Here is a 26010-nt window from a genome sequence, read left to right as displayed (position 1 = left end):
AATCAAGTGTATTATTATAAGTAGGCTGGCAGCAAAACCCCTATACCCTGAAGTCTACAGTAAATGCCAACAGCAACTAGCAATAGACAACCGATCATGACAATAAAATCAATAGGCTTTAATCGGACATCCGTAATGCAAGTCCGTGAATTCTTCGCTCCAAACGCCCGAGCTTCCAATGTAATTGCAAGTGATTGTGCGATCTCAATAGCCCTCAAAAGCATGGGACCCAAAATCATGGCGGATTTATTAATTCGGGAGAGAAGATTTCCGCTTTTATAATCAACCCCACGGGACTTTTGTGCTTCCACTATTGTGACCCATTCCGCGCCGATCAAGGGAATTAACCGAATGGACAAGGATATCCCCATCCCGATCTTATAGTGCAGCCCCATCTTCATAAATGATGCGGTAATCTTTTGTGGGGAAGTGGAAGCCATCCAAATACCTGCAGACAATACCATAAGCGTAACCCGAAGCCCCATGGCCAATCCGAACCAAAGCCCGGTATCCGTCACATGAATGCCGATAAAAGAAAATAGGGTTGTACCCGTTTTAATATACGCTGGCCACATAATCAGAGAGATGAAGATAAACGTAACTCCCGACAGCAGTAACATTCGTATCAATGAAAAAGGAAGCTTGCTACCTATAGCTATTCCAATAAGCAGCAGCGTAAAAACCGCTAATGGCAATGGGGCGTTAAAAGATAAAGAAAGTATAAAAATACAAAGAACAGCTATTGATTTGGTCCGCGGATCCAGTACTTGATGAATAAATGATGGACGTTCTATAAATATGCTATATCCCGCTGCCATAAGTAAGCACCCCCTTATTTCACTTCTGCCGACTCTTCATTTTTCAAATTGGAAAGAACCTGGAACAAATTCCTGACGGTAATAATTCGGTTGTCGGCATTTAAGATTCCGAGCCGTTCACTTACTCTCGTGACTTGCAGCGGTTTCACCGCTGCCATTTTCAACAGGGCAAAATCAGTTAGCACTTCCGGCGTGGGTGCATTCTTAAGAATTTGTCCCTGAGCCATAATAATTGTACGTGGTACATAGTCAGCAACCATTGGTATATCATGAGTGATGATTATAATAGTGACCTTCATCTTTTCATTCCATGTCCGCAGCAGGTTCATGATGCGTGTGATCCCAGCGTAATCAAGACCAGTGGTTGGTTCGTCAATTACCAATATGGATGCCCCCATAGCAAGGATGGACGCAACGGCTAACCGCTGACGTTCACCCCGACCAAGGAGTGAAGGGTGTAATTGACGCTTTTCTTCCAAGTCGACCAAATGAAGTGCATCCTTAACACGCTCCTGAACTTCTGCTGGAGAAAGACCGATAGCTTTTGGACCATAAGCAATTTCTTTTTCCACCGTTTGCGAAAAAATTTGGTGGTCTGGATTTTGATAGCAATAACCGACCACCTTGGCTAATTCATCTCGCTTGTAGTCGCTTGTAAGCTTTCCCCGAACAGTTACTTCACCTTTTGTTGGCTTCAGTATGCCGTTGATATGTTTGGCCATCGTCGTTTTACCCGCGCCGTTTTGACCGATCAGGGCTACAAAATCACCTTCGAATATATCCAAATTGATATCGCGAATAATGGTTGGCAAGTTCTTTTCATAACCAAAAGAGACGTTTCGAAAACTAATCAACGGTAAATTGGACATTTGACTCCCTCCCCAACCAGGCGCTCAATGTAGAAATAGCTTCTTCCTCAAAAGGAGTGACATATTTCTCACTCAGCAGATCTTTTCCCTTTAATGCGTGCAATGCTTCTGCGATTTGCGGGATCCTTAACCAACCCTTTTCCAAAAATTTTTCAGGAGATTGGAAATGGTTCTTCGGGGTGTCGTCATATTTTAGCTTGCCTTCTTCAATCACCAGAATCCGATCGGCAATCTCTGCCATCTCTTCGATCGCATGGTCAACCAATACCACAGTTACCCCATTTTTCTTCAGTTCCAAAATGGTGCTATATACCTCTTCTTTGCCGATCGGATCCAATTCGGATGTTGGTTCATCGAGAATTAACACTTTCGGTTGCATCATCAATGCATTCGCAATAGCCAATCTTTGCTTTTGACCACCCGACATTTTGTAAGTTTCCCTATTCAAAAACCCTTGCAGTTTGACTTTATCCAAAATCGGCAGCATTCTATTTAAAATTTCTTCAGGCGGATGCTCAAGGTTCTCCGGTCCAAAAGCCAAATCCTCTATTACAGTAAGTCCAATGATTTGACTCTCGGGATCCTGAAAAACCATACCCACATCCACGGCAAGTTTTTCAGTAGGTACCTCTCGGGTATTTTGCCCCAGCACCCAGATGTCGCCGTTCATCTCGCCATGAATTGCATGAGGAATGAGTCCCTTTAGACACAAACACAGCGTGCTTTTCCCAGATCCGGAAGCACCCACAATCCCGACTAATTCTCCCGGAAAGATATCAAAACTGATATCATTGAGAATGACGGTCTCAGACATTCTGTAGCGAAAAGATAATCCTTTTACACTGATGACTGGTTCGATATGTTCCAATGGACTTCATCCCCTTTTAACCCTTAAGTCAGAATGATTTATATGAACTACTTAAGCCCTTCTGTAAATCAACCTTCTGTAAATCCTTCCAATACAGGCCGCGGGCTTTTACAACTTTATATAAAATTGTAATTAAAATCGGGGAAATGATTGCCGGTATAACCGCTTGGTTGGTCAGAATGGTTAGCGTTACTCCACCCCATGCGATGGTAGGCGGAAGGACATGGAGAAAATCCAGCCAGCCAGGAATCGTTATTGCATGAATGATTGGAGCTATGATGATCCCGCCTAAGTAAAAGCTGACTACATTACCCACTTTGGAAAAATCCGCGTCTCTACAAATCTTGTAAGTGAGCCAAGTAATGTATGTATGTGATAGACATCCAGCAATAGAACCTAATGTTAACGCTCCGCTGATAGCGTCACCGATTGGCATCGAGAACGTTACGCCGATAGCCCCAGGTAAACCAAATAGTACGGAAAGAGCTTGAGCAATGGATAGGGAAGGATTGAGTCCGCCGATTCCTGGTATTAAATTGATGGCTAGTGGTCTGCCGGCAATATACAATGCCCCACTAACCGCTACTAAGGCAATGGTTGTAGCATTCCATTTAAGTCCGTTCCGGACAAATCCTTTGCGACTGATTGTCCATCCCGAAAATTCCATAAACCATATTGCCACAGCCAAAACCATAAAAATAAGAGCCAAAGACACTAATAAGGAATGCAAAAAACCCTGACCAAGTAACGTTGCCAATAAACTTGATTGCATACGGCCCACTCCCATATTTTAGATTAATTTTTCTATCCCTTTGACACAGCCAAACCAATTGCCAATTTCTTTCCCCGCCGAGTTTGGATCACCTCTCCTAACAACTTGTCCCAAAAGGTCTGTTGGTCTGACCAATTAAGGAAAATGTGTGATACAACCAAACCAATTGCCAGTTTCTTAGCCTGCTCAGTTTGGGATCACCTCTCCTAACAACATTGCCCAAAAGGTCTGTTGGTCTGACCAGTTAAGGAAAATGTGTTATACAGCCGAACCAATTGCCAATTTCTTAGCCTGCTGAGTTTTCGATCACCTCTCCTAACAATATTGTCCAAAAAGGTCTGTTGGTCTGACCAGTTAAGGAAAATGGTGTAATATTCCTTAACATATATTCTCATTCTATCAAAATATTCTGAACTGTCAATAGATAAATGTTAGATTATATAACATTGAAATAACATTAAGATCACAAGATTTTAATGTTTCCCTGTTCCGTTGACAGATTGTAATATGATATGCGACAGATAATGAAAGGCCATGGAAGATTCGTGTAATACGGAGTCTCCACAACAACCATTACACCATAACCGAATGCAGCCAGCTAGAAATCCTAAAAGCCTGGGATGGTCCAATCGAGCAATAGGCAAGGAGGCTCGCCGGTATCACTCCGCCATTGCTCCCTCGCTTTGCTCTCTAGCAATGGCGGAAACATACACGCAGAGACTTGACCGCCTCCTCCACCACTCCAGCAACGTCAACAGCAAGGAGAGATCTACCTCATAAAGAGAAGAAAAAAGCCGTCTTCTTACGCCCTAAACCAACAGGAGATACTGAAGAAGCCGACCGATGAAATTAGGGAATTTTCGTCCGATATTGACAATGCGCTTGAGCTGTAGGGGAGTTGGAAAAAACTGTAGCAAAACTGATTGCAGAAGCGGCAGGGCCTGTTTCGGCAGCAATAACCGAGAGCGCCCACGCAATCGAACGGTTTATTAATTCCATGCACTGAGGTGATTTAGAGTTGGATCCTACTTGCTAAATGCCTGGCTTCAAGGAGTGTGCCGTAAAAGTAGAACCGCATATCGATTTTTCCGTTTGATCATTGTCAAACTATATTTGTTTTAAAAAAGAGCCATTCTTTTACAGAAAAGAATGGCCCCTTGATCAGTGTTCAGGCTTGTCCACCACTGCGAATGAGCCGGTTTTTGTTTTCTTGACCGTTTATCCCATACCGATCCAATTCCGTCCTGCGGAAACTGCCGACCAGCGGTCACGGATGGCCTCTAGCTGCTCCGAAGGCAGCACGCCCTTGTTGGCAAGCACGGCATTGCTGACCCAGCGGTCCGGATTGGAGGTGCCTACAATTGCAGTCCCCACTCCCGGTACGCTTAGCGTAAACCGCAAAGCCGTTTCGACCGATGAATTCAGGTCTGTTTTTAAAAAGCCGTAGTCCAGCTCCTGCAGACGCTCCCAATATGTCTTATGTACCGAGTTGTCCGGAATTTCTCCGAATTTCCAGACTACGTTGGCGATCGGGCGTTTAGCGATAATGCCCATTCCGCGCTTTTGCGCTTCCGGGATAGTCAGCTCCAGCGCTTCCTGATCGGCGATGCTGATCGACGTCTGAAGCGTATCGAAGGCGCCGCATTGTACGGCGTATAAGGCTTTAGGGCCGTCTCCGCTGTATCCGAGATAACGGATTTTGCCCGCTTCCTTAGCCCTCTGCAGCACCTCGATCACTCCTCCTTGACGAAGGATCTCCTCCGAACAGCCGTGCAGCTGCATCAGATCGATATAGTCGGTTTGCAGCCGCTCCAGGCTGCGGTCAATGCTGTCAGCCAGCATGCCGAGATCCCAGTCCGGGCTGTCGAAGCCTGAGGCGTGCCCGCATTTGGAAAACAAATAATAATCCTTCCGACGATGGCTGACGGTTTTTCCAATCAAAGCTTCGCTTTCCTTGTAACACTCCGCGGTATCGATCATATTCAGACCCGCGTCCAAAGCGCTTTCGAGCACCTTTTTCACCGTTTCTGCGGATGCCTGTTCAAATCCGATTTCCGCTCCTCCAAATCCAAGTACACTGACCTGCATGTCGGTTTGTCCCAATCTTCTCTTTTCCATTTACCTCACTCCTTTAGTCTGATATTAATAGCCTTTTCCCGTTCCGCCCATAATAATAGCAATACTTGCGCTGGTACCAAGCCGATCCGCCCCGGCTGCAACCATTTTTCTGGCTGTATCCAGATCGCGAATTCCTGCTGATGCTTTTACACCCATTTCAGGACCTACTGTGAGTCTCATAAGCCGGATGTCTTCGGCTGTGGCTTCCCCCGGTCCGAAACCTGTGCATGTTTTCACATAATCGGCACCTGCTATTTTACTGGCCCTGCAAGCTGCTATCTTTTCCTCATCGGTCAAATAACCCGTTTCCAGAATCACTTTGACGATGGCGCTGTCTTTACAAGCCGTAACTACTGCTTCGATGTCCTTTGCTACAGCATCCAAGTCACCCGATTTTAAGGCTCCGACATTGATAACCATATCAATTTCTGTGGCTCCGCTTGCAATAGCATCCCTAGCTTCGGCGACTTTCGTGAAGGTCGTAGTAGAACCGAGCGGGAAACCGATGACCGTGGTAATACCGACATTGGATCCTTTTAATTCTTTGGCCGCTATCGGAACCCAAAACGGGTTTACACACACTGTGGCAAAATTGTTACCTTTTGCTTCCAAGCACAGTTGAATAATTTGATCCTTGGTGCTATTCGGCTTTAATAAGGTATGATCGATTTTAAGAGCAATTTCAGCTCCGGTCAGCATGACAGAATCCATATTTTTACCTCCCTCACATTTGGTTTCCCAACAAAACCCGTGCCGTAAATTTGTCTGTGCCCAAATTGTTGGCATATCCAACCCGTAGCGCACCAAAAATGGCCTCTACTTTATTCCCTCCCATCCACAAGAATCAAATACATTATTCAAGCGGTTCTAACAATTGTTCATAATCTACAGTTGGATACATGATTTTCGGTCCGTTGGTCTGACCAATGTGATATTATATACAAGAATACCCAATTATATTATTCTTGTCAATCATGCATGTCATGTTTTGTAACATAATGATGAGATATTTAACTTCAACTTTACGTAATAGCCAGACTAATTCCAGTTTTTCCACATAAGTTGCAGTAATATTCTTCGGGCTTGCCATAATGCGTAACGATGTGACGCTCACAATATCATCAAATGGCCGGTAGAACGTCCGACCAGAGACGAAGCGAACGAGCGGCGCATCTGTGTAACCTTCACAAATGCGCTCGGCTTCTTTCTCTAACCACGTCCAGAACTCTTAAATGGCCGGCTCCGACAAATCATTGTTTCTGGCCGTGCTATTCAGCTCTGTCATTCCTAATTTTTGGCGCAAAAAAAGGAGACCATTGGAACATACGTATCCGTATGTTCCAATGGTCTCCTTTGGTTTATGTTGTTCAAATCTAGACACTAGGCTGCCTATTAGTTGAGCGAACCGCAAGCCGTAAATATGCAAATAGTCTTGATCATTGAAGTTTTTGGATTCGACATAATAATTATTGGCGATGTCCATGAGCTGCAAAACTTGGTATCAAAACTAAAGTGATCAAAAACGGAAAAAATCGTACTTACATATGTCCTGCCGACGATACGGCAACGCTCTTCCCCGTTTTCACTTTGACATTCGTCCAGTCAAGGGTAAGGTAACGCCAGGTGTAGGCAATGGCCGTTAGTACGATCAGCATACATAACGCAGCCCAAGCGCCAACCTGCCCCAAGTCGTACACCCGCGTGAGCAGAATCGTGCACGGAATAAACAGGACCCAGTTAAACAGCAGAGCCGTTCTCGACAGAAAGGTCGTATCGCCAACGCCCCGCAAACCTCCGCCAAAGATGATGTTTGCCCCGGTGAACAGTTGGATGAACGCAGCAAGATGGATTAAGGAGATTGCCGTCGTGTAAACAGCGGCTTCTGATGTATACAGCTTGGAGATCGGCAAAGAGAACAGAAAAAATACGACCGAAATCATCGCCATGAAGATAAGCCCCAGATAGACGGTGACGATCCCGAAGCGGCGTGCCTCTGCTCCTCGCCCTTTCCCAATCTCCTGACCGATCCCGATTGTTGCCGCAGCACCGAAGCCGTTGGACGGCATAAAGCCGAATGACAGGATGTTAAGCGCGATTTCATTGGCGGCAATGGCTGTCGTTCCGAGCCTTGTAATACAAGCCGTAAAGACGAGCATCCCCAGACTGTTCGACAATTCCGTCACACCGAGTTTCGAGCTTTCGAGAAGTAGGAGGCGCACCTGTTGCTTCTCGACCGGTACCCATTCTCTCGTCAGGTACATGCCGCACATGAAGCGGTAGTAGACGAGCAGGCTAAGCATGAAGGTAATAAACTCCGCAGCCACCATGCTCCAAGCTGCACCCTGCAGTCCAAGCTCCGGAAACCCGAATGCGCCGTAAGTCATTACATAGGTCAGAGCGACGACTAACCCGCTGTTGATGAGTGATATCGTCATCGGTGTCCGTGTATCCCCTACCGCTCGCATATAGGCAAAGAATACCGTGTTGAACATAGTAAAGATAAGTGCCAGCATCCGTACCTGCAGATAAGGTGCCCCAAGGCTCAAAATCGAATCGTTCGAGCCCATTACCAGTAAAATCACATAAGGTAACACAAAGCTTCCGGAAAAAAGCACGATGCCCTGCACCGCCGTAACAAGCAGTGCAATTTGCATCCGCTGATTACCGAGCCTTATATTGCTCGAGCCGAAGTTTTGGGCGACCAGAAAGTTGATCGCGCCTTGAACGCCCGAGAACAACGCCCATAGATTGTAAATAATAATATTCGAAATACCTACCACTGCGATCGACGAGGCTCCCAGCTTACCAACTATCATCAGAACGAGCAGTCCTGTGAATGTCATGGAGGAAAAGGTTGCTATCGACGGAATCGCCAAACGAAGAATTTGTTTCACAAGCTGCATACAGGACACCACCATTTCTAATTTCCGAAAGTCATCCTCGAAAGCACGACAGAGATCATTATAACACGCTATGGCGTTACTAGAGGTTAATTAAATTGTAAGTTTACAATACGAGAAGTAATTGCAACTATAAAGGACCATGGCAAATTCACCATGGCCCTTTATCTGTAAAACACATGAAACTGCGAAATGTGTTGAGCATACACTCAGATTATGGAAACAATGATTTTATGCAGCGCAACAGTGTTTTTTAGTTGTTTCATTGTTTCCTTCATTGTTTCCTCACCTTTCCTCGTGAATAACTTATTTTTCTAAGATTATTACAGAGGCATCGATTATCAATCAACAAAAATCAGGCGGTCAGCTGTCATATCGCGACTTCTCCATTGACAGAGATGCTCTTTTGTTGATGATATAACCGAAAAACGATGCCAAAGACTGCTGGAATATAGTACCGAGAATGACGGGGACGGCTACCGGTGGAGCAAAATAGGATACGGCGAGCACGGCCCCTGCGCTGATGTTGCGCATTCCACCATTATAAGTAAGCGCGATGACAATATCTTGATCCCACCTCATCAACTTTGCGCATAACCATCCGAGCATATATCCGAAACTGATCAAAACAAGAACCGTCAGGGCCATTTCCATCATTTTAGAATCGATATGCCTTAAATAGGGTGAAACAACAGAGCTATTGATGGCAATGACAACGCCCAACGCAATCTTGGAAAAGGGACTCAACATAGGGCTCCAGCGCTGTACAATTTGCCCTTTTGACCATTGATTCAGCAGCATTCCGGCTATGGAAGGCAGGACAATCATCAAGAAGAGTCCTTGAGTCATAGCGGCTATGTCCATGTGGACCCGAGTTCCCAAAAACAGAAATAAAGTGTAAGGCACCACCAACGGGGAGAGGATCGTATCCACAAGAATGATTGATAAGGTCAGTGCGATATTTCCTTTATAGATGGAAACCCATACGAAACTGGCAATTCCAGTCGGGATCGCCGCCAGCAGAATCAACCCCGTGACGGTAAACGTATCGTCTCGATAAATCGCTTGTCCAAGCTGCAAAGCCAGCAAGGGCATAATCAAATGTAAAATAAAAAAAGTGGCTATCAAAGGGAATGGCCGTGCTAAAACCTTCATGAATTGTTTGAGATTCGTGCTGATGCTTCCCGAAAAAGTCATGATCGCGAAAATCCATGGTGAGAGGTAAGCAAAACTTGATAAATGATCGCCGAGCAATACGCCGATTAGAACACTCACAGGAGTCATAAGCGGTAAAAATTTTTCAAGCTGGCGATTCAAATGATTTAGCATAGACAGGGCTTCCTCTCTAAAAACACACGTTAACCCGTTCTACAGAAGCGATTCCGGCAGCCTTGCCATCCCCAAGGTCCATTTGCAACTGGAATTATGGCAAAAAAACCTTGTTCAGTTTGCACGCCATCGTATAAGCCGGATTAAAAATATTTCCCAGATCGTACTCCACGCATTGACTCAGCAAAATGCTTGCTTCCGAAGTATTCAGGCCATAATCCTCTTTCAACCATCGCAACATTTCCGTGGTCGCGTGTTGGACAGCTTGATCAAGAGGACGCGCATTGCCCACGGTAAAAATATGGGTGTCGGATTCACCACGAGGCCAACGAATCGTTTTTCCTTTGATAAGATTGACGGTAAATCGAATGTCCAGTGAAATTTCGATGCCATTGCCGACAATTTCACCATCCCCCTGAACGGCATGGCCATCACCCACGTAAAGCAGGGCGCCTTCGACAAATACAGGAAAATAGGCCGTTGTACCGGACACAAATCCAGAATAATCCATATTTCCCCCATATGGGCCCGATGTTGCCGTGGATATGGCTTGCCCTTTCGGAGGAGCTACGCCGAAGCAGCCCATAAAAGGAGCCAATTTCAGATTCAGATTCGCCAGAGAGGGCGACGGGTCGGCCAACCGGGCCCATCTTTCTTCCAAATCCACATGCCAGCGAATGATTTCCTTGTTGGGCAATTGAGCGGCGAAATCCGGCTCCAGCACGTTAGTCGCGATGACATTGGCCGACCAACCCCAGTCTCGGTTCGGAAATAGATCGTCCAAATGAACCGCAAGGATGTCTCCGGGCTCAGCCCCTTCAATATAAAAAGGACCTGTCATCGGGTTGCCCCTGTCCGCCTTCACCTCGCCGTGACAATCCATCCCCCATGCATCAAGGGCCGATGTTTCCACATGATCGCCATTTCGGATGCGCAATACAGGTTCATGCGATCCGATGGTATTGTAATATACTGTGGGTGCAAAACGGTGAACGGTCATTTCCATCTCTCCTATACTCCATATTGAAGGGCGATTGTTCGGCATGGCGCTCCGCTGCTGTCTTTAACCTTGATCGGAAGCGACATCACATGCCAGTCGCCCGTCCTCAGTTCCGGAGCATCCAATTGAAGTCCTTCTGCGATCCAGATATTCGCCCCAAGCAGAACGCGATGAATTTCATGATTATCATCTCCGCACCCGCCGATGCTGTAGTGGTCAATGCCAAGCCCATTAATTCGTTGTTCGGCTAAATATCGGGCAGCTTCCAAGGAAACATATGGGATTTCGAATAACCATTCCTTCGTCCAACCCCGTTTCTCGCCCCAACCCGTATAGAGCAGAACAATGGATTCGGGATGAAACCGGTCTTGATAAGGCTCCAAGTCCGACACAAAAATCGGTTCGGCAGGTTTTTTGGTTAACGGGATGAAAACCATATTGCCCTGAAACCGTTCAATGGAAATCTGGTCTAGCGTCAAATCTAACCCCCCGATATGTGCCGGCGCATCCATGTGTGTGCCAGTATGAAGGGGCATCGTGATAATCTCGTTCGTCCATCCGTCCCTACCACCGATGGCATCCAGCTTGATTTCAGGAGGGCTAAGATTGGGAGCCATCGGACAATTATGATAAATGTCTTGGGACAAATCCAATAATCTCGTTATGCGCATGGGATTTCATCCTCTCTTGCGGCACTGCCCGCAAATTCTGTTACTGCTATTTTATAGGAACCTTATTTTCCTAACGGATAAAGCAGCATCTCCATGTCAGGCTGTGTCATATTGTCTTTGGTTATGACGCTTGCTCCTGTATCCAAATACTACGTCGCTCTCCGCGTAATGGCCGTCAGATCCGGATAGTGGCCTCCTGCGCCCATTGTGGAATATTTCCTCAAGGTGATCATTAAACAACTTCAACAATCATTTCGATCTCAACAGGGAAATTCAAAGGCAAGTTGTTCGTTCCTATAGCGGAACGCGCATGTTCCCCTCTCTCGCCGAAAAGGTCGACAAGCAGTTGGGACGCTCCGTTCATAACCTCTGGCTGCCGATAAAAAGCCGGACCGCTTGCGACAAAGCCGAGAAGCTTGACGACTTGGGTAATCCTGCGAAGATCGCCGATTTCCTCTTCAAGGACGCTTAGACAATTGAGCACCGCCAAACGGGCCATTTGTTGTCCCTCTTCTACGGTCACTTCCAGTCCCAGCTTACCTGTCGCAGCCGGCTTTCCGTTCACGATAGGCCCCTGCCCCGACGTAAAGACCAGATTTCCCGTCCGTTTTGCCTTCGCATAAATACCTCCCTTCGGCGGGGATTGGGGCAGTTCCAACCCCAATTCTTCCAGACGTTGATAAATAGAGCTCATAAATTATTCCTCCCGAGTATGGTAGCCAAATGATAAAAAGAAATAGGAATCCGCAACTTGTCGAATTCAATCTTTGCCTTGTGGATATGGCCGGATGCCCGCTTCAATATTGCTCCCAGATGACCTGGAAGCAGTGCATCAATCGACATCGTGTCAAGCTTAGCAATCGTTTCTTTATACTCGCTGAGTGAACAGTCAGGCAGGCTTAAAAGTGAGATGGCACCGCCTTGAAAAACCGTGTCGCCGGACACAAGGATCCGTTTGCCGCTCATATCCCACAAGAAAGAGATGGCACCCCGGCAATGACCCGGTGTGGAAAGAATCCACAGCTTCTGACAGCCAAGCTGCCACACCTCACCATCTCCGGCCAACCGGTCGATTATACAGCCCTCAATCCGGTAATCGGGCGGGTAACCTCCAGCGTTTCGAGCCGCCTCCAGACCGATCCCTTGTTCGTCCCCGGCTTCGATTAGATGGGCGCAATGAGCAGAAGCTACCGTCAGTGCGCCTGTTTCCCGGCGAAGAGCGGCTGCGCCTCCAATATGGTCAGCATGGTGATGCGTTAAAAACAGATAGCGGACACGGCGAACATCTCCGGTCAGCTTGTCAATTCGCCGAAGAAGTTCAGGCACGTTTCTTCCTGCGCCTGCATCGAACAAGGCGAATTCGCCTTGTTCATACTCCCACAAATAACAGTTACAATCGTAATCATCTGAGTAAACGGGACCGGAATCCGCTCCGGTGATTTGATACAATCCGGGTATTAGCTCCAACAGGGCCCCTCCTTCGAATCAGGATCAATAACGCGGATTCGTGTGCGTAAAATCTTGGCGACGCACGCGGGAGCGTTTAGGTCGTTCCCTCAGCTCACGAACGACTTCGATCAATTCTTCCGAAGCTGTCTCCAGAATAATTTGTCCCTTCTCTGGAGTCGCTTTTGTGGCATCTCCCCAAACGCTCGTCTCAGAAACGGAACTCCAATATTCATTAAGGTTGACTGGATTGGCAAAGGACGAGTCAGGTGCTTGTCCTACCAAATCAGACCAGAAGTGAGGAGAACGAGGATGCGAGTAGTCTTTGACCGCCTTTTCCATATAAACGGCTTCAGGCTGAATGGCCAGATACAAAGAGGTTTCCAGTTCACAGCCATGGCCCGTTATTTCGGACTCACGGAAGATGCGGACGGCATCCTGCACCTTGCGCAGCCCCCACCATGATACGAGAGCGCAGCGCGCTTCAGGATTCTCTACATTGGTCAGCCGCGCTGCCATATCCAGCACGGGGTGGTTGCTTCCGTGGGCATTCACAAACAGAAGCTTTCGGAAGCCATGATGAATCAGACTGCGGGTAATATCCTTGCAATAACGAATGAACGTATCCCACTCGATAGTCACGGTTCCCGGACCGTCGATGTGATGTGGGGAATACCCGATATTGATGCAGGGCATTAATACGGTTTCGTCCGGAATTTTACGGCAAAGCTCGGCACAGATCGCTTCGGCGATTACAACGTCGGTATCAACTGGTAAATGCGGGCCATGATCTTCAAGTGTCGCAGCTGGAATAATAACAACCGGATCGCGTTTCACAATCTCATTGATCTCCAGGTCCGTCAGCTTGCTAAACAAAATGGGTGTCGTAATCAAAGTAATTCCTCCTCTTCTTGGCAAGCGGTTAAATAAACATAGTCTCCTTCACGTACAGTACAGAAGCGGCGTATCCCCCATATAACGCCGGATACGGTTGAAATGATCTTCTCTACCGGTTCGCCGGAGATCGTGACAATTTCACCAATCGTCTGTCCTTCGTGTACCTGCTGCAAAAGTGAAACGAAGGGACGGAAGAAGCCCGCCGATCGCACAAGCACCCAATCCGTGCTCCATACCTGCTTCACATTGGCTGCACCGGTCTTGCTTTGCTCCGATTCTCCAGCAAGCATGCCTTTATAACGAAGCACCCGAAGCAGGCCGGAAATCAATTCTTCCACATCACCCAGCTGGGAGCCTCCGCGTCCGCAGACTTCGGTCGCAATCGTCGGGATGCCTTGGCGGGATGCCCACCCGTTAAACGTAACATGGGTATCCGGGTGGTCGGGAATCCGCCACAAACGATCCATGCCAAATGCCTCGGACAGCTTGCGGGATGCGGCTTCCATTTCGCCGCCTACGGCGTGGTAACCGATCATCGACACGTATTCATAACGGGTGCCGGCGCTGTGAAAATCAATAAATACATCCTGCTGACTCATGATGCTTGATAGCCAGGACGACCATCGATGGGCTAGCATTCGCGTGGGCGAGCCGCCGTCCGAGCCGGGAAACTGACGGGCCAGGTTTAACCCGTCCCAGAGGAACGGGGTTTCCCGCTGCTGCCCCTCGTAGGAAAACGGATTGACGACCGGCACGGCGATAAAGGTACCAGAGAGGTTTTCAGTTTTCAACCCAGCAAATAGTTCGCGAATTGCCTCCATGCCTTCAAACTCATCGCCATGAACGCCTGCGGTGACGACCATCAGCGGCCCTCCCTGCAGGCCGCGCGCGACAGCAACCGGTACCGCAAGAGTCCCCATCAGACTCTCCCCAAGCATAGCGTTGACCCAGCCTTTATATCCCGGGGCGAACCGTCCGGGGACAATATCCCTTAAGGCAATCGTCTCTCTCATCCTTAAGACCTCCTTTAAAATCCCGCCAGCATTCCGCCATCAGCAAGCAGCGTTTGTCCGTTGATGTAATGTTCACCCTTGAGCAGGAAGCGGATAATTTCTGCGATCTCTTCCGGGCGCCCGGTTCTTCGAAGCGGAATTCGTTCGATCTGCGAGGTAAAAGGCTCGTTCCGAAACGTCTCCCGGTTTCGGAACGTTTCAATCATCCCGGGTGCGACTGCATTTACAGTAATGTCAAACGACGCCAAGTCGACGGCCATGGCCTTGGTAAGTTGCAGGATGCCGCCCTTTACGGCCGCGTAATGAGCAACACCCTTTTCGACGACAAAGCTGTTAACCGAAGCCATATTAATGATCCGGCCAGGTCTGCCACAATCGGCCAGCTTAAGCGCAAATGATTGAGAGCAGTGAAAGTAACCGGTCAATCCGACCTGCAGCACTTTCTCCCAACCTTCGGGTGAAATCTCCAGAAACGGCTTATATTCGGAATAGACAGCATTATTAACGAGATACCGCAAGTCGTTCCATTGTTCCGACAGTTCAATCAGGGAATCGACCCCGTGACGGTCGGAAATGTCCGTCATGCAATAGACAGCCGAATCGGAGCCATACTGCAGCCGGCATTCCGAAGCAAATGTCTCTCCGGATGGATCCGTATCTGCAATAACCACGCGAATGCCGTCCTTCAGCAGTCTTTGAACAATCGCCCGGCCGATACCACCTGTTCCTCCTGTTACGATCGCTGTACCTTCTTTCATCGCTTCGCTCCGATGAACGATTCCCAGGTACCTTCGATCCGCTGCGGAGGCGGCGCCATTTCGGCTAAAAGATCGGGCCACTTTATGCCGGTTGACGTGACCAAGCAGACCACTTTTTCTTCGGGTTTTATTTCGCCTTTTTCCATCAACTGTTCCAGGCAGGCCGCTGGCAGCGCAGAAGCCGTTTCTACACAATAGCCGCGCTTGCCCAATATCTGCATCATCCTTATAATGGCATCGTCCGTTACCGAGACAGCTCTTCCCTTTGAGGCGTGAAGAAGGCGCAGCACATGAACGCCAGCTGTTTTTTCTCTTGTGGAGGTGGCAATGGAGTAGGAATCTTCCAAAGTCATCACTTTGTCATCTTGCCTTTCAAACGAACGCTCCAGGGCATTTGCGCCGCGGGGCACACATCCGTATAAACGAGGAATACGGTCAATCACGCCTAGCTCCAGCATTTCTTGGAAGCCCTTATGAATTCCGGTCAGCGCGTTTCCTTCCGATACCGGAGCGAGAATTGCGTCGGGCGTATCGTCCAATTGGGCGATAAGCTCATACGCAATCGTTTTATACCCTTCCACACCGTACGGATTCGAAATCCCCCCTTCAACAAACGGATAAGACGGGGTCCAATTTTCCTCGAAGACTAGTTTCTGAAGCAACTCCCCCCGCTTTTCCCACGGCGTGACGAATGCTTGGGCGCCGTACAATCCGGCGAGACGAAGATACGAGGTAGAGGTCTCCGGTGGAAAAAACACGATACACGGTAGATCGTTCAGGGCGGCATAGGCAGCGGCGGATATCCCGTGGTTGCCGGTAGAAGAAGCGGCAATGCCTTTGGCGTTTAACTCCTTGGCTTTGGATACGAGCACGGCGTTCAGCCTGTCCTTGTGGGACCATGTCGGATTGGACGCTTCATTCTTCAAATAAATGTTGCCAAATCCGAATTCCTTCTCGAAATATGGCTCACGAACAAGCGGCGTAAATCCTTCTCCAAGTGTCGAGCAGAATGAAGTATCGCAAACGGGCAGCAGATCGGCGTATTTCCAAATTGAGCCTCCCCACTCCCGAAGCCAGCTTTTTGTTATTTTTGAGCTCAATCGGCCAATGTCGTAACAGACCTCAAGCGCCCCGGAGCGTCCCTCTTTATCACATGCCGGACACCCCGTATAGATGGAGTCTAGTTTAAATTCTCCCTGACATTCCGTACAACGGAGCCACTTTTGCGTCACGGTTAGGTTGATCATATCTTCTCTCCTTAACATCGATGCATATTATCCTTTTACAGATCCCATCGTCAGACCCTGTACCAAAAAACGCTGAGCAGCAAAAATGAAAATAATGACGGGCAGAGCAATGACCATGCTCATCGCTGCCATCGCACCCAAGTTCGTGCCTTTATCCGTAATGAAGCCGGCAATGACAATGGGAAGTGTGACGCTATTTATAGAGGTCACCGACGACGCAAGCAAAAATTCATTCCAGGAAAGCTGGGCTGATAAAATGGCAGCCGCGGCCATACCACTCTTTGTAATAGGTACGATGATCCGGAAATAGGTGTATCCGATCGGGCTGCCATCAATTTGGCAGGATTCCTCGACTTCTTTGGGTAGTTCCGCATAAAACATGGACATCATCAGAACGACAAGCGGCAGCGACAGACCAGCATGAGCCAAAATGACGGACCATGTGGTGTCCAGCAAATGCAAATTCCGAATGAGGATATAATAGGGAATTACGATGCTGATCTTTGGATAAAAGCGGACGAGTACAATGAGCAGTGATATCAGGATCAAAAAACGATACGAAAGCCTGGATAGTGAAAATGATGCCATGGAGCCGAAGAGGACGGCTGCAGCCGTGGAAACGATGGTGATAAATAAGGAGTTTCCCAGATTTTGGAGCGCCGATGTTTGGGTAACCAAATACGAGTAGTTCTCGAGTGTAAATTTACCAGAAAATAAAGCTTCGGCTGATTGAAAAAAGGCGCTCTGCGGCCGAAAGCTGTTCAGCAAAATATAAACGAGCGGAAGAAGCGTGATCAAGAGTAAACCAAAAATGATGATTCTTTTCAGCATGACTGCCATTTGATTTCACCTCCTAGCCGAGACTGCGTTCTCTCCGTTTTTTGATATGAAGTAAAATACCGGCAAAGAGCAGAGAAAATGTCATCAGCAGCCACGATGAAGACGCCGCGTAACTGATATTGAAATATTTCAACCCTTGATTATAAATGTAAAAGGAAGCTGTATTTGTTGATGTTCCAGGTCCGCCGTACGTGAGGGAGTAGATAATATCGATAACAAAGAACGTATCTATCACTCGAAAGACGAGAATAAGTAATGTCGCTGGCATGACAAGCGGTATAATGATACGCTTGAGAATCGTCCAACGGTTCGCCCCGTCCATCATGGCTGATTCTCGCAGGGAAGGATCAATGGAGCCGATGGATGCGACATAAATGATCATGACGAAAGGAGTCCATTCCCAACAATCTGCCCAAATTGCAGACCATAACGCGATTCTGGGATTCCCAAGCCAATCGACCGGGGCAATGCCCACCTGCTTGAGGATCGTATTAACCAGACCGAAATGGGTATCCAGCATAAGCCGCCACATGGCGCCTACAGCAACCGGAGCCACGACGATCGGAATCATCATCATAGTTCGCGAAAGCTTGATCCATTTGTCTTCTCCAACAAACAGGATGGCGAACAAGAATCCGCCGATCACTGTTAAACCGGTAGAGACTACCATGAATTTCAAGCTGTTCCGGATCGAATACAAAAAGAGATCATCGTGCAGAACCTTGGCAAAATTATCGAAACCTACAAATCCTTGAGGTACCGGCGACTTTGAGAGCGTCCAATCCACAAAACTTAAATAAAGTGAATACAGGAGCGGATACCCTTCGGAAAAAATGATGATCAGAATGGCAGGAACCAGAAACATGAGCAGTACGAATCGGTCGCTTCGCGAATACGTCAATGTGCAATCCTCCTTTCTTCCGCGCTCCAGAAAATAAAACTTCCTCGAGCGCGGATTGCAGGTTTATTCCGTCTGTCCGTTTCGCTTAGCGGATTCGAGCAGCGGGGCGGGCACAGGTAACGTGGCCCATTTCGTATTGATGTTGGCAATGCCTTCTTCAGCGGTTATTTTTCCAGAAAATACATCTCCGAATGTCGAAGCCATAAAATCCTGCGCTTCTCCGCTAAGAGGAGGGTTTTTCGCCATCTTGAGGTTTTCCATAACCCCGGTCATATAGTAACTGTATTTTTTCACCAAATCCTGGTCTTCATAGGTAGATTTATAGATAGGTGAAATTCCGTATTTTTCGAAGTAGACCTTGTCGTTCTCTTCACTTGCGTACGATTTCATCCAATTCCAGGCGGCCTCTTTATTTTTGGAAGTTTTAGGCATGTACATTTGCCATAAACTGAGCCATACGGTACCCGTATTTGGATAAGGAGCTACCGCCCATTTCCCGACAATCTTTGACTTTGTGGGATCGTCCGCGGTTACCCGGATAAAACTTGGCCAACCTTCCATGACAGCGACTTTGCCGTCGATGAATAATGCATTAGCTTGGTCAATGCTTAGGCTTGTCATGTTTTTTTGTCCGCTTTGCTGTGTTGCCTGGGTATCTTTCAGCGCTGAGACCGCTTTGGCTTCATCTAAATGGTATTTATCGTCTTTACCGATAAAAGCTCCGGAGTAGCGGGCCATAAACGGGCCAGGCAGCTGCTCGGTTGCACCTCCGGCAAAGACGTAAGGGGCAATGCCATTCTTTTCATATTTGCTTTTTAATATGGCAATGTCGGAATTGAACTCTTCCCACGTCTTTGGTACGGTGAGTCCCGCTTCTTCGAACAGGTCCGTCCGGTACATGATTCCGTAAGCATCAGCACCGTAAGGGATTCCGATTTGCTCACCATCCATGAACTCGCTTTTTTGCATTAAACCATCCACTAGTCCCGTTCCGTACTGGTCTTTGTCAATGTAGCTCTTCAGCGAGTTGAAATAACTGTATACATCTGCCAAGTAGTAGCTTCCGGACATGACATCATAATTACCGGTTCCGGAGATAAGATCGTTGGTATTCTTTTGACGTAAATCGGCATATGGAAACGCCGCTACCGTAGCATTAATGCCATTTGCCTTTAGTTTTCCTGCCAATTCTTCGGCAGCCTTATCATAGCTACCCGAGGCCATGTAATCGACGTTAATGGAAGCTGTTTTTGTGCTGGAAGTTGAAGTATTAGAGTTAGTGTTTTGCGGAGACGAAGCAGTATCATTGCCTGAGGAACAGGCGGTTAGAAGCAGCGATCCTGTCAAAATCGTAACAATAACCGGTGATTTTTTCTTCATCGAAATCAATCCTCTCATATTTGCAATCACTCCTATTGCATGATTGTCTGACAATATATAGTATGATTGTCTGACAAATTGCAGAGAAGAAAATTACGTTTTCTTCGCGACCTCACTAACATAATCAAAATGTCTCTCCATCGCTTCAATAGTCTTCCATTGGTCTCTTTCCCGTATCGCATCTACAATATTTTGATGGACGGATACTTCTTTGTTCTGATCATATTTTTGCTCATAAGTAGGTCGTTGAATTTTGCTGAGCAACTCGCCAAGCATGTCGCTAAGCTTTATTAATACGCGATTGTGAGATGATTCGCTTAATGCGCGATGAAATAAGTTACCCAGCTCGTAAATTTCCGTATGTCTTTCTATCGCCTCAGCCAATTTATCCACACACCGCTGCATCCGCTCAATATCTTCTACCGTCGCACGTTTGACTGCAAGCAAAGCCATTTGGGTTTCCAAGATTATGCGGGCTTCGTGCAGCATCTCCTCCTCATCATTAATAATCAAACCAAACATTTCTTCATTAATTAATGAAAGCGTCGATACCTCCCTAACAAAGGAACCTCTACCCGGATGACTCTCGATCAGGTTCATAGACGCCAGCGAACGTTTAGCTTCACGAATAGTGGAGCGGCCCACGTTAAGCATTTCCATGAATTCCATCTCATTTGGCAGCTTTTGATTTGGTTTGAAATATCCGGTTTTAATGAGTTCTACCAGTTGCCTGACTACCGCATCCGTTGCGCCTACTGTCTTAATTTCCTTTAACATCATTTATCCCATCCTCTTAATATGCATATTGTCTGACAAATATACTATTAAAAAAATCCATATTCGTCAAACTTTAGTTTAAGCATTTAGGGATAAGAGGAGTGGTATAGTCACATTATAGTAGGCTCTGTTTTTCATGTCAATATATCTAACATTAAATTATAATAATATTAAATTCCATTAAAAAAATAGAGAAAATGACTGCAAGATCTTACCAATCACTAAATAATATAAAAAATATCATAAATTGATGTTATGTTTAATGACATCAGTTTTCAATTTGAAGTAAGGCAGTGTCTACGATACCATCAGAAAGAAGAGTGGTGAATGCTGAAATTACTTTTATTGTTTCTTATGAACGGGATGAATCTTACCGAGGACGAAGCCTACTCGCTCATGTCGGTATCCACCGATTTCGGCGTCTTCCAGGTAGTGGACGGCAACTGGGGTGTTCACGCCGTGATCGCCAAAAGTCTGTTCACCGATCGCGAACCCACTCTGACGTCCGTACGCTCTGCCTTTGAAGCCGTCGGCGCGAAGTTAGTCTGGAATTCCGCAAAGAAACCGCCTCGAGAAACCTTCCCCATGTATCCTGGATGACGACGATGTATCCCTGTCTGGCATACCATTCCGGTGGGTAATAGCCATCCGCGCTCGCAAAATTTTTGCCGTACGGCGTTCTCACCAGCAGAGCGGGAAGCTTCTCATCCGTCACCGGGTAATGGATATGACAGTTTAAAATCGTTCTATCCCGCAGCGTAACGGGAACTTCCCTTTGCACTACAACCTCGTAAAGCCTCGGGATATTCGTTTGCGCGGAACAAATCCTCCTCATTAATGAAAATTTAGTCCCTTATTCCCAATAGCCCGACAAAGCTGGTTACACGTTATAGCTCGATTAGCCTTTCAGCACATAACGCTCTCCCGGCGCGAGGACATGGAATCTGCTCTCCGAACCGTCAATCGCAGAGGCCAGCTCGTCCGGATTCCCATTAAATGCCAGCACATCCGAGCCATCGTACGTACCGTAATGATGCGCAATAATATCGGCGGAAGCGAGGGTGTTGGCCAGTTTAACCGCATTCTCGATCCCAAAATGATACGGATCATTCGATATGTCGAGCAGCAGGAGATCGACCCCGCTCATTTCTAGATGCTCAGGCAGAAGACGAGAATCACCCGTATACCAGATCGTGCCGTCAGGCGTCTTGATCAGAAAGCCGTAGCAGTCCTCCGGTCCATAAGGCGGACCATATTTTTCCGGATCGAGGTTTTGCCAGGAGTGGTCGACCCGGGTAAACGAAATTTCAACTTCGCCTATTCTCAATGTTTCATTAATCCGGAAGGACCGGTATTGCTCGGCAGGGATTCCCAAATTCGCAAGTTCCCGCACTACAACAACTGGGCCGGCGAACAATCCCCCGGTGCGAATCAGAGCTGGAGCCGTGACCGGAGCCAAGTGATCGTCGTCCAGATGCGAATAAAGTATGGTATCCAGCCTTGGTACCTCGGTGGCGACTATCGGTAAAGGCACCAGCATGCGGTGGCCAATCTCGCAAATATCTGGGGAGCCGGGTTTCATCGTAAGGACGGGATCGATCATAATTAACGTTCCACGGGAATTAATCAGAAACCCGGCTCCTGACAACCACCAAATTGAAGTATTGTCCGTGCCGGCAAAATCTTCGGCAGTGATGGGTTTAGTGGCAGGCGCGATAAACTGTGAACCATTTCCTTGCGTCATACAATCAATCCTCTCCCGTTCGATTCATTGTTTTCGTTTGTTTCGGCCTTTTCCTGCTTGAGTCTTCTCGCAACGGCGTTCGTTTAATAATGCAGCTTTTCAACGGCAGCGAGCACGCGCAATTTTACTTCTTCACTCACGAACCCGCTTCCAGTCAGTGACCTTGAGACAGCTGCTGTTGAAACTCCCGGTCATTTATGTCATTTTTTATTACACATAAGTTGCTTTCTATCTTAGGAAAGGAAACCTAGTAAGAAATCGATTACTTGAATTGAATTATAAAATTGTGATACATTTTATGTCAATATATTTCATTACCATTACCCTGCAGATTTTTTCCCATACTCATTCTTCGTTCTTCAGGTTTCGACTTTGCACTTGGAGTCACCCAGTACTGGTTTGTCGCACGGTACCGGCTTGCCGGCGATTCGCTGTTCCCAGGTCCTCTTAAGGCCAGCCGTCAAATTCCATTTTTCAAGCGGTATTAGATCAGGTTTTCCCTGACTTCAGTAGCATTTATTTTGGAAGACGGCCTGCTCCTAATTTACACTTGCCAAAACCGTGTGTTACTATTATGGAAAACGTTTTCCGAAAGGAGATATATCAATGAACAGGATACAACGTTTGACCCCGCTTCTTAAGAGCTTTGTGGAAAAAGGACCGGCTGGCTGTGCTTTAACCGTTGTTCAGCGCGGGGAGGTATTATATCAGGACAGCTTCGGTTATGCGGATCTGGAGAAGAAGAAGAAAATCAGCTCTGATACCATTTACCGTATTTATTCGATGACCAAAGTGATTACCTGCACGGCGGCGCTTATGCTTTACGAGAATGGGCACTATCTGTTGAACGATCCGCTGGAGGAGTATTTGCCTGAGTTCAAAAATCCGATGGTGTACCGCTACAACGAATATGGTGACAAGACGGTGTCTCCCGCGGAGAAGCCGATTAGAGTCAAGGATCTGTTCACCATGTCGTCCGGTCTTACATATGGCGGGGACGGCACGGAAACCGAACGTCAAACCCGTGCAATGATGGAAAACGCCGTCGCCACGATGAATATGCGGGAGCTGTCCAAACAGCTGGCGACCATTCCTCTTGCCTTCGATCCCGGCACACATTGGAAGTACGGCACAAGCCACGACGTTCTGGCCGCTTTGATCGAGGTACTGTCCGGCCAAACTTTCGAAGAGTTTCTGAAGAAGGAGATTTTCGAACCGCTCGGGATGAACGACACCTCGTTCCGAATCTCAGACGACAAGCGAGACCGGTTATGCGTGATGTACGACTCTGCAGAAGACGGCACGTTGACCGTCAACGACAGGATGGATGCCCCCTTCCAGCCAGGATGCAGATACGAAAGCGGTGGAGGCGGCCTGCTATCGACAATCGGAGACTACAGCCTGTTTGCGCAGGCTCTAGCAAGAGGCGGCGAATTGAATGGCGTGCGGCTTCTCAGTCCGAAGACGATTCAACTTATGCGAACCAACCATTTGAGTCAGCAGCAGCTCAAGGATTTCAACTGGGCGCATATGAGCGGATACGGCTATGGCCTTGGAGTTCGCGTGTTGATGGATCCCACAGCGGGAGGAAACAACAGTACGATCGGAGAATTCGGCTGGGCAGGTCTGGCTGGATCGTGGACGCTGATTGACCCGAACGAGGAATTGTCCGTCGTATACATGCAGCAAATGCTGCCAAGCCATGAGCCTTATTTTCATCCAAGGCTGCGGTCCGTCATTTACGGAGCGCTGGAGTAGAGAATATAGAAAGTTCACAGTGCGGCACCTTCGGAGTTATTTTAATAATTTCTTACGCTTGCTGTAATTTCACGGAAAAAGCTCCCCGCGCCTGCAAACCGGCAAGCGTGAGGAGCTTTTATAAAACGCCCTCGGACTTTATTCGCTAGCTCTGAAATAATCGGCAACCTTTTTGATAGCCTTGTACATAAGATCAACGTCTTCTTCGGTATACTTGTCATTCCATACCCAGCGTACCGTTCTTGATATGTACTTCAATGCGCCGGGATATCGCTCACGCTCACACGACTGCTCTAAGTAGTCACAGGCATCGACAAAAAAGTAATAGGGGAGATGGCTGCAGCCTGTAATGCCTTCTGTACTTAGAGCCTCACCAATCGTGCGAATATCGGTATTAAATCTCTCCATTTGGAAAATGACAGGAAAAATCCAAAACAGGCAACTCGATCCCGGAGCTATCGATATGGGTATCACACCATCGATTGTCGCTATTTTATCCATCAGACGATCCGCACTCGCCACTCTCCTGGCATTTTGCTGTTCAATCGTATCTAGTTGCGCCATGCCGACAGCTGCTTCCAAATCACCGTATCGGTAATTAAGACCAATTACATCATATTTCCTTCCATATCCAGGAACCTCATACGCTCCCCTGGAAATCGCAAATTTAAAAGCTTTATCATACAGTTCTTTATTGTTTGTAAGCACCATACCTCCATGTTCCGTGCTAAGATGCTTTTCAGCATCGAACGAGAAACAACCGATATCTCCCATCGTTCCTGCCTTTTTCCCTTTGTATTCGCCAAAAGGACATTGACAGCAATCCTCGATCACTGGAATCCCATTATCTTTGGCCAGCGAAACGATCGGGTCCATATCGCAAATCGATCCATGCCAATGAACGACGATGATCGCCTTTGTCTTTGAAGTGATGCACTTCGCAATCAACTCAGCATTCACGTTGCCAGTATCCGGATCGATATCCGAAAAAACCGGAACCGCATTCAGAGCTAATACGCCTGCTAAAGAGCCATAATCGCTAATGGAGGTTACGACAATTTCATCCCCGGAACCTACTTCAAGCGCGGCCAACGCCGTATGAATGGCTGACGTACAGTTGCTGACCGATAACGCGTAACGCGCATTATTCATCTTTGCGAATTTATGCTCAAACCGTTCAGCCATGCCGCGAATCGGATGAAATCCGGAATCGAGAACTTCTTTAACAAAGTCATACGCTTTGGGTGCAATATCCCGCGGAAACAAATTTGGTAAAGACCGGTCCGTACCAATTACCGGTTGTCCGCCGTATAACGCCAATTGTTCCATTTAAATTCCCCCTATTGTTGTAAGCGTTTTACAAATTCATCATAATGGTTATCCAGCCATAGGAGCGGTTCGCTGATGCCCTTCGTAAGCATCTCAACTCTTCGGCTTACTGGTATTTTAGTCAAAGCCTCTACTCTACTATGCACTAATCTCGCTTTCATGAGATAGGGTATAATTGCTATTTCATCCGTATCAAGTGGACGATGACAATTACTTTGATAGGCATCAACAAACAGCTTGCTCCTATCGTTATCAAAGCTGCACGGCTGAGTTAAAGAGAAAATATCCGACCCGTCTATTCCTTCTGATCGGATTGCCGAAAAATAGATGATCCCATCCACGACATCTCTAATTCGGGGTTGAATGCTGATCCAATCAAAGTCAAAAAGCCCGCATACGCTATTGTTTAAAAACTTCAAATTTCCTGGATGGTAATCCCCATGAATAACCAATTTCTCTAAATGTTGATAGTCTCTGTCTGGAATGACTGAAACGATATTTTCAGCCGTTCGTAAAACGTATTCTAAAATCTCTGTTTCCTTTTGATCAGCGTTAAAAGATAGATCCTCCAGCGT

General features: G+C 47.3%; 25 protein-coding genes and 2 pseudogenes. 2 read left to right on the top strand and 25 right to left on the bottom strand.

Annotated elements, in window-relative coordinates; translation table 11 throughout:
• Positions 1 to 14: 14 nt before the first annotated feature.
• The 20 genes from ACFPYJ_RS01080 to ACFPYJ_RS00985 all read right to left on the bottom strand — a co-directional run bounded on the left by ACFPYJ_RS01080 (position 15) and on the right by ACFPYJ_RS00985 (position 20607).
• Complete coding sequence (locus tag ACFPYJ_RS01080) at positions 15 to 818, bottom strand: energy-coupling factor transporter transmembrane component T family protein (protein WP_379186182.1); 804 nt, start codon at positions 816 to 818, stop codon at positions 15 to 17.
• Between the two features lie 14 nt (positions 819 to 832).
• Positions 833 to 1687, bottom strand: a complete 855-nt coding sequence (locus ACFPYJ_RS01075; protein WP_379186181.1) for an energy-coupling factor ABC transporter ATP-binding protein — start codon at positions 1685 to 1687, stop codon at positions 833 to 835.
• Positions 1665 to 2555: an energy-coupling factor ABC transporter ATP-binding protein gene (locus tag ACFPYJ_RS01070; RefSeq protein WP_379186180.1), complete on the bottom strand. Its 891-nt coding sequence runs from the start codon at positions 2553 to 2555 to the stop codon at positions 1665 to 1667. The genes ACFPYJ_RS01075 and ACFPYJ_RS01070 overlap by 23 nt, the downstream gene beginning before the upstream one ends.
• A gap of 28 nt (positions 2556 to 2583) precedes the next feature.
• Positions 2584 to 3327 carry a hypothetical protein gene (locus ACFPYJ_RS01065; protein WP_379186179.1) on the bottom strand — a complete coding sequence of 248 codons (744 nt, stop codon included), beginning with the start codon at positions 3325 to 3327 and terminating at the stop codon, positions 2584 to 2586.
• 1218 nt (positions 3328 to 4545) lie between these two features.
• Positions 4546 to 5445, bottom strand: a complete 900-nt coding sequence (locus ACFPYJ_RS01060) for an aldo/keto reductase (protein WP_379186178.1) — start codon at positions 5443 to 5445, stop codon at positions 4546 to 4548.
• Between the two features lie 24 nt (positions 5446 to 5469).
• Entirely contained in the window at positions 5470 to 6144 is a 675-nt protein-coding gene (gene deoC, locus ACFPYJ_RS01055) for a deoxyribose-phosphate aldolase (RefSeq protein WP_379186183.1), read from the bottom strand.
• Between the two features lie 839 nt (positions 6145 to 6983).
• Positions 6984 to 8348 carry an MATE family efflux transporter gene (locus tag ACFPYJ_RS01050; protein ID WP_379186177.1) on the bottom strand — a complete coding sequence of 455 codons (1365 nt, stop codon included), beginning with the start codon at positions 8346 to 8348 and terminating at the stop codon, positions 6984 to 6986.
• A 360-nt stretch (positions 8349 to 8708) separates the two neighbouring features.
• Positions 8709 to 9674, bottom strand: coding sequence for a bile acid:sodium symporter family protein (locus tag ACFPYJ_RS01045; protein WP_379186176.1), 966 nt, complete (start codon positions 9672 to 9674; stop codon positions 8709 to 8711).
• A gap of 94 nt (positions 9675 to 9768) precedes the next feature.
• On the bottom strand, positions 9769 to 10680 hold the full coding sequence (locus ACFPYJ_RS01040; protein ID WP_379186174.1) for an acetamidase/formamidase family protein: 912 nt from the start codon (positions 10678 to 10680) through the stop codon (positions 9769 to 9771).
• Positions 10681 to 10685: 5 nt separating this feature from the next.
• On the bottom strand, positions 10686 to 11345 hold the full coding sequence (locus tag ACFPYJ_RS01035) for a cyclase family protein (protein ID WP_379186173.1): 660 nt from the start codon (positions 11343 to 11345) through the stop codon (positions 10686 to 10688).
• Between the two features lie 232 nt (positions 11346 to 11577).
• The gene (locus ACFPYJ_RS01030) at positions 11578 to 12039 is read right to left on the bottom strand and encodes a RidA family protein (RefSeq protein WP_379186172.1); all 462 of its coding nucleotides are present in this window, start codon (positions 12037 to 12039) and stop codon (positions 11578 to 11580) included.
• Positions 12036 to 12812: an MBL fold metallo-hydrolase gene (locus ACFPYJ_RS01025; RefSeq protein ID WP_379186171.1), complete on the bottom strand. Its 777-nt coding sequence runs from the start codon at positions 12810 to 12812 to the stop codon at positions 12036 to 12038. The genes ACFPYJ_RS01030 and ACFPYJ_RS01025 overlap by 4 nt, the downstream gene beginning before the upstream one ends.
• Positions 12813 to 12836: 24 nt before the next feature.
• The gene (locus ACFPYJ_RS01020) at positions 12837 to 13685 is read right to left on the bottom strand and encodes a creatininase family protein (protein ID WP_379186170.1); all 849 of its coding nucleotides are present in this window, start codon (positions 13683 to 13685) and stop codon (positions 12837 to 12839) included.
• Positions 13682 to 14701: a succinylglutamate desuccinylase/aspartoacylase family protein gene (locus tag ACFPYJ_RS01015; protein WP_379186169.1), complete on the bottom strand. Its 1020-nt coding sequence runs from the start codon at positions 14699 to 14701 to the stop codon at positions 13682 to 13684. The genes ACFPYJ_RS01020 and ACFPYJ_RS01015 overlap by 4 nt, the downstream gene beginning before the upstream one ends.
• Before the next feature lie 14 nt (positions 14702 to 14715).
• Entirely contained in the window at positions 14716 to 15459 is a 744-nt protein-coding gene (locus ACFPYJ_RS01010) for an SDR family NAD(P)-dependent oxidoreductase (RefSeq protein ID WP_379186168.1), read from the bottom strand.
• A complete protein-coding gene (locus tag ACFPYJ_RS01005) occupies positions 15456 to 16706 on the bottom strand; it encodes a threonine synthase (protein WP_379186167.1) in 1251 nt (416 codons plus the stop codon). Before ACFPYJ_RS01005 ends, ACFPYJ_RS01010 begins: the two co-directional genes overlap by 4 nt.
• A gap of 27 nt (positions 16707 to 16733) precedes the next feature.
• Entirely contained in the window at positions 16734 to 17546 is an 813-nt protein-coding gene (locus ACFPYJ_RS01000; RefSeq protein ID WP_379186166.1) for a carbohydrate ABC transporter permease, read from the bottom strand.
• Between the two features lie 13 nt (positions 17547 to 17559).
• Complete coding sequence (locus ACFPYJ_RS00995; RefSeq protein WP_379186165.1) at positions 17560 to 18447, bottom strand: carbohydrate ABC transporter permease; 888 nt, start codon at positions 18445 to 18447, stop codon at positions 17560 to 17562.
• Between the two features lie 63 nt (positions 18448 to 18510).
• Positions 18511 to 19845: an ABC transporter substrate-binding protein gene (locus ACFPYJ_RS00990; RefSeq protein WP_379186164.1), complete on the bottom strand. Its 1335-nt coding sequence runs from the start codon at positions 19843 to 19845 to the stop codon at positions 18511 to 18513.
• A 75-nt stretch (positions 19846 to 19920) separates the two neighbouring features.
• Positions 19921 to 20607 (bottom strand): FadR/GntR family transcriptional regulator, encoded by a 687-nt coding sequence (locus ACFPYJ_RS00985; RefSeq protein ID WP_379186163.1) that lies wholly within the window; start codon positions 20605 to 20607, stop codon positions 19921 to 19923.
• Between the two features lie 324 nt (positions 20608 to 20931).
• On the opposite strand from ACFPYJ_RS00985, the gene ACFPYJ_RS00980 reads away from it, so the two are divergent.
• On the top strand, positions 20932 to 21204 hold the full coding sequence (locus ACFPYJ_RS00980; RefSeq protein WP_379186185.1) for a hypothetical protein: 273 nt from the start codon (positions 20932 to 20934) through the stop codon (positions 21202 to 21204).
• A 34-nt stretch (positions 21205 to 21238) separates the two neighbouring features.
• On the opposite strand, the pseudogene ACFPYJ_RS00975 reads toward ACFPYJ_RS00980, so the two are convergent.
• From ACFPYJ_RS00975 to ACFPYJ_RS00965, 3 genes and pseudogenes are all read right to left on the bottom strand, one after another.
• A pseudogene (locus tag ACFPYJ_RS00975) lies at positions 21239 to 21439 on the bottom strand (hypothetical protein); the annotation flags it as partial.
• Positions 21440 to 21502: 63 nt separating this feature from the next.
• A complete protein-coding gene (locus ACFPYJ_RS00970; RefSeq protein ID WP_379186162.1) occupies positions 21503 to 22348 on the bottom strand; it encodes an MBL fold metallo-hydrolase in 846 nt (281 codons plus the stop codon).
• Between the two features lie 83 nt (positions 22349 to 22431).
• Positions 22432 to 22524 (bottom strand): annotated as a pseudogene (locus ACFPYJ_RS00965) (LacI family DNA-binding transcriptional regulator); the annotation flags it as partial.
• A 430-nt stretch (positions 22525 to 22954) separates the two neighbouring features.
• Between ACFPYJ_RS00965 and ACFPYJ_RS00960 the strand changes: the two are divergent.
• Positions 22955 to 24106 (top strand): serine hydrolase domain-containing protein, encoded by a 1152-nt coding sequence (locus tag ACFPYJ_RS00960; protein WP_379186161.1) that lies wholly within the window; start codon positions 22955 to 22957, stop codon positions 24104 to 24106.
• 138 nt (positions 24107 to 24244) lie between these two features.
• On the opposite strand, the gene ACFPYJ_RS00955 is transcribed toward ACFPYJ_RS00960, so the two are convergent.
• Entirely contained in the window at positions 24245 to 25435 is a 1191-nt protein-coding gene (locus ACFPYJ_RS00955) for a DegT/DnrJ/EryC1/StrS family aminotransferase (RefSeq protein WP_379186160.1), read from the bottom strand.
• 11 nt (positions 25436 to 25446) lie between these two features.
• Positions 25447 to 26010: phosphotransferase enzyme family protein (locus ACFPYJ_RS00950; protein ID WP_379186159.1), on the bottom strand; the 564-nt coding region annotated here is incomplete at its 5' end.

This window comes from Paenibacillus solisilvae, assembly GCF_042656405.1.
Lineage (GTDB): Bacteria > Bacillota > Bacilli > Paenibacillales > Paenibacillaceae > Paenibacillus_Z > Paenibacillus_Z solisilvae.
This window is presented reverse-complemented; position numbering and strand designations above follow the sequence as displayed.

What these genes read in the sequence shown, in the direction of transcription:
- ACFPYJ_RS01080 (WP_379186182.1), bottom strand. Translation starts at nt 818, where the DNA reads ATGGCAGCGGGATATAGCATATTTATAGAACGTCCATCATTTATTCAT.
- ACFPYJ_RS01075 (WP_379186181.1), bottom strand. Translation starts at nt 1,687, where the DNA reads ATGTCCAATTTACCGTTGATTAGTTTTCGAAACGTCTCTTTTGGTTAT.
- ACFPYJ_RS01065 (WP_379186179.1), bottom strand. Translation starts at nt 3,327, where the DNA reads ATGCAATCAAGTTTATTGGCAACGTTACTTGGTCAGGGTTTTTTGCAT.
- ACFPYJ_RS01060 (WP_379186178.1), bottom strand. Translation starts at nt 5,445, where the DNA reads ATGGAAAAGAGAAGATTGGGACAAACCGACATGCAGGTCAGTGTACTT.
- deoC (WP_379186183.1), bottom strand. Translation starts at nt 6,144, where the DNA reads ATGCTGACCGGAGCTGAAATTGCTCTTAAAATCGATCATACCTTATTA.
- ACFPYJ_RS01050 (WP_379186177.1), bottom strand. Translation starts at nt 8,348, where the DNA reads ATGCAGCTTGTGAAACAAATTCTTCGTTTGGCGATTCCGTCGATAGCA.
- ACFPYJ_RS01045 (WP_379186176.1), bottom strand. Translation starts at nt 9,674, where the DNA reads ATGCTAAATCATTTGAATCGCCAGCTTGAAAAATTTTTACCGCTTATG.
- ACFPYJ_RS01040 (WP_379186174.1), bottom strand. Translation starts at nt 10,680, where the DNA reads ATGGAAATGACCGTTCACCGTTTTGCACCCACAGTATATTACAATACC.
- ACFPYJ_RS01035 (WP_379186173.1), bottom strand. Translation starts at nt 11,345, where the DNA reads ATGCGCATAACGAGATTATTGGATTTGTCCCAAGACATTTATCATAAT.
- ACFPYJ_RS01030 (WP_379186172.1), bottom strand. Translation starts at nt 12,039, where the DNA reads ATGAGCTCTATTTATCAACGTCTGGAAGAATTGGGGTTGGAACTGCCC.
- ACFPYJ_RS01015 (WP_379186169.1), bottom strand. Translation starts at nt 14,701, where the DNA reads ATGAGAGAGACGATTGCCTTAAGGGATATTGTCCCCGGACGGTTCGCC.
- ACFPYJ_RS01010 (WP_379186168.1), bottom strand. Translation starts at nt 15,459, where the DNA reads ATGAAAGAAGGTACAGCGATCGTAACAGGAGGAACAGGTGGTATCGGC.
- ACFPYJ_RS01005 (WP_379186167.1), bottom strand. Translation starts at nt 16,706, where the DNA reads ATGATCAACCTAACCGTGACGCAAAAGTGGCTCCGTTGTACGGAATGT.
- ACFPYJ_RS01000 (WP_379186166.1), bottom strand. Translation starts at nt 17,546, where the DNA reads ATGGCAGTCATGCTGAAAAGAATCATCATTTTTGGTTTACTCTTGATC.
- ACFPYJ_RS00990 (WP_379186164.1), bottom strand. Translation starts at nt 19,845, where the DNA reads ATGAGAGGATTGATTTCGATGAAGAAAAAATCACCGGTTATTGTTACG.
- ACFPYJ_RS00985 (WP_379186163.1), bottom strand. Translation starts at nt 20,607, where the DNA reads ATGATGTTAAAGGAAATTAAGACAGTAGGCGCAACGGATGCGGTAGTC.
- ACFPYJ_RS00980 (WP_379186185.1), top strand. Translation starts at nt 20,932, where the DNA reads ATGCTGAAATTACTTTTATTGTTTCTTATGAACGGGATGAATCTTACC.
- ACFPYJ_RS00970 (WP_379186162.1), bottom strand. Translation starts at nt 22,348, where the DNA reads ATGACGCAAGGAAATGGTTCACAGTTTATCGCGCCTGCCACTAAACCC.
- ACFPYJ_RS00960 (WP_379186161.1), top strand. Translation starts at nt 22,955, where the DNA reads ATGAACAGGATACAACGTTTGACCCCGCTTCTTAAGAGCTTTGTGGAA.
- ACFPYJ_RS00955 (WP_379186160.1), bottom strand. Translation starts at nt 25,435, where the DNA reads ATGGAACAATTGGCGTTATACGGCGGACAACCGGTAATTGGTACGGAC.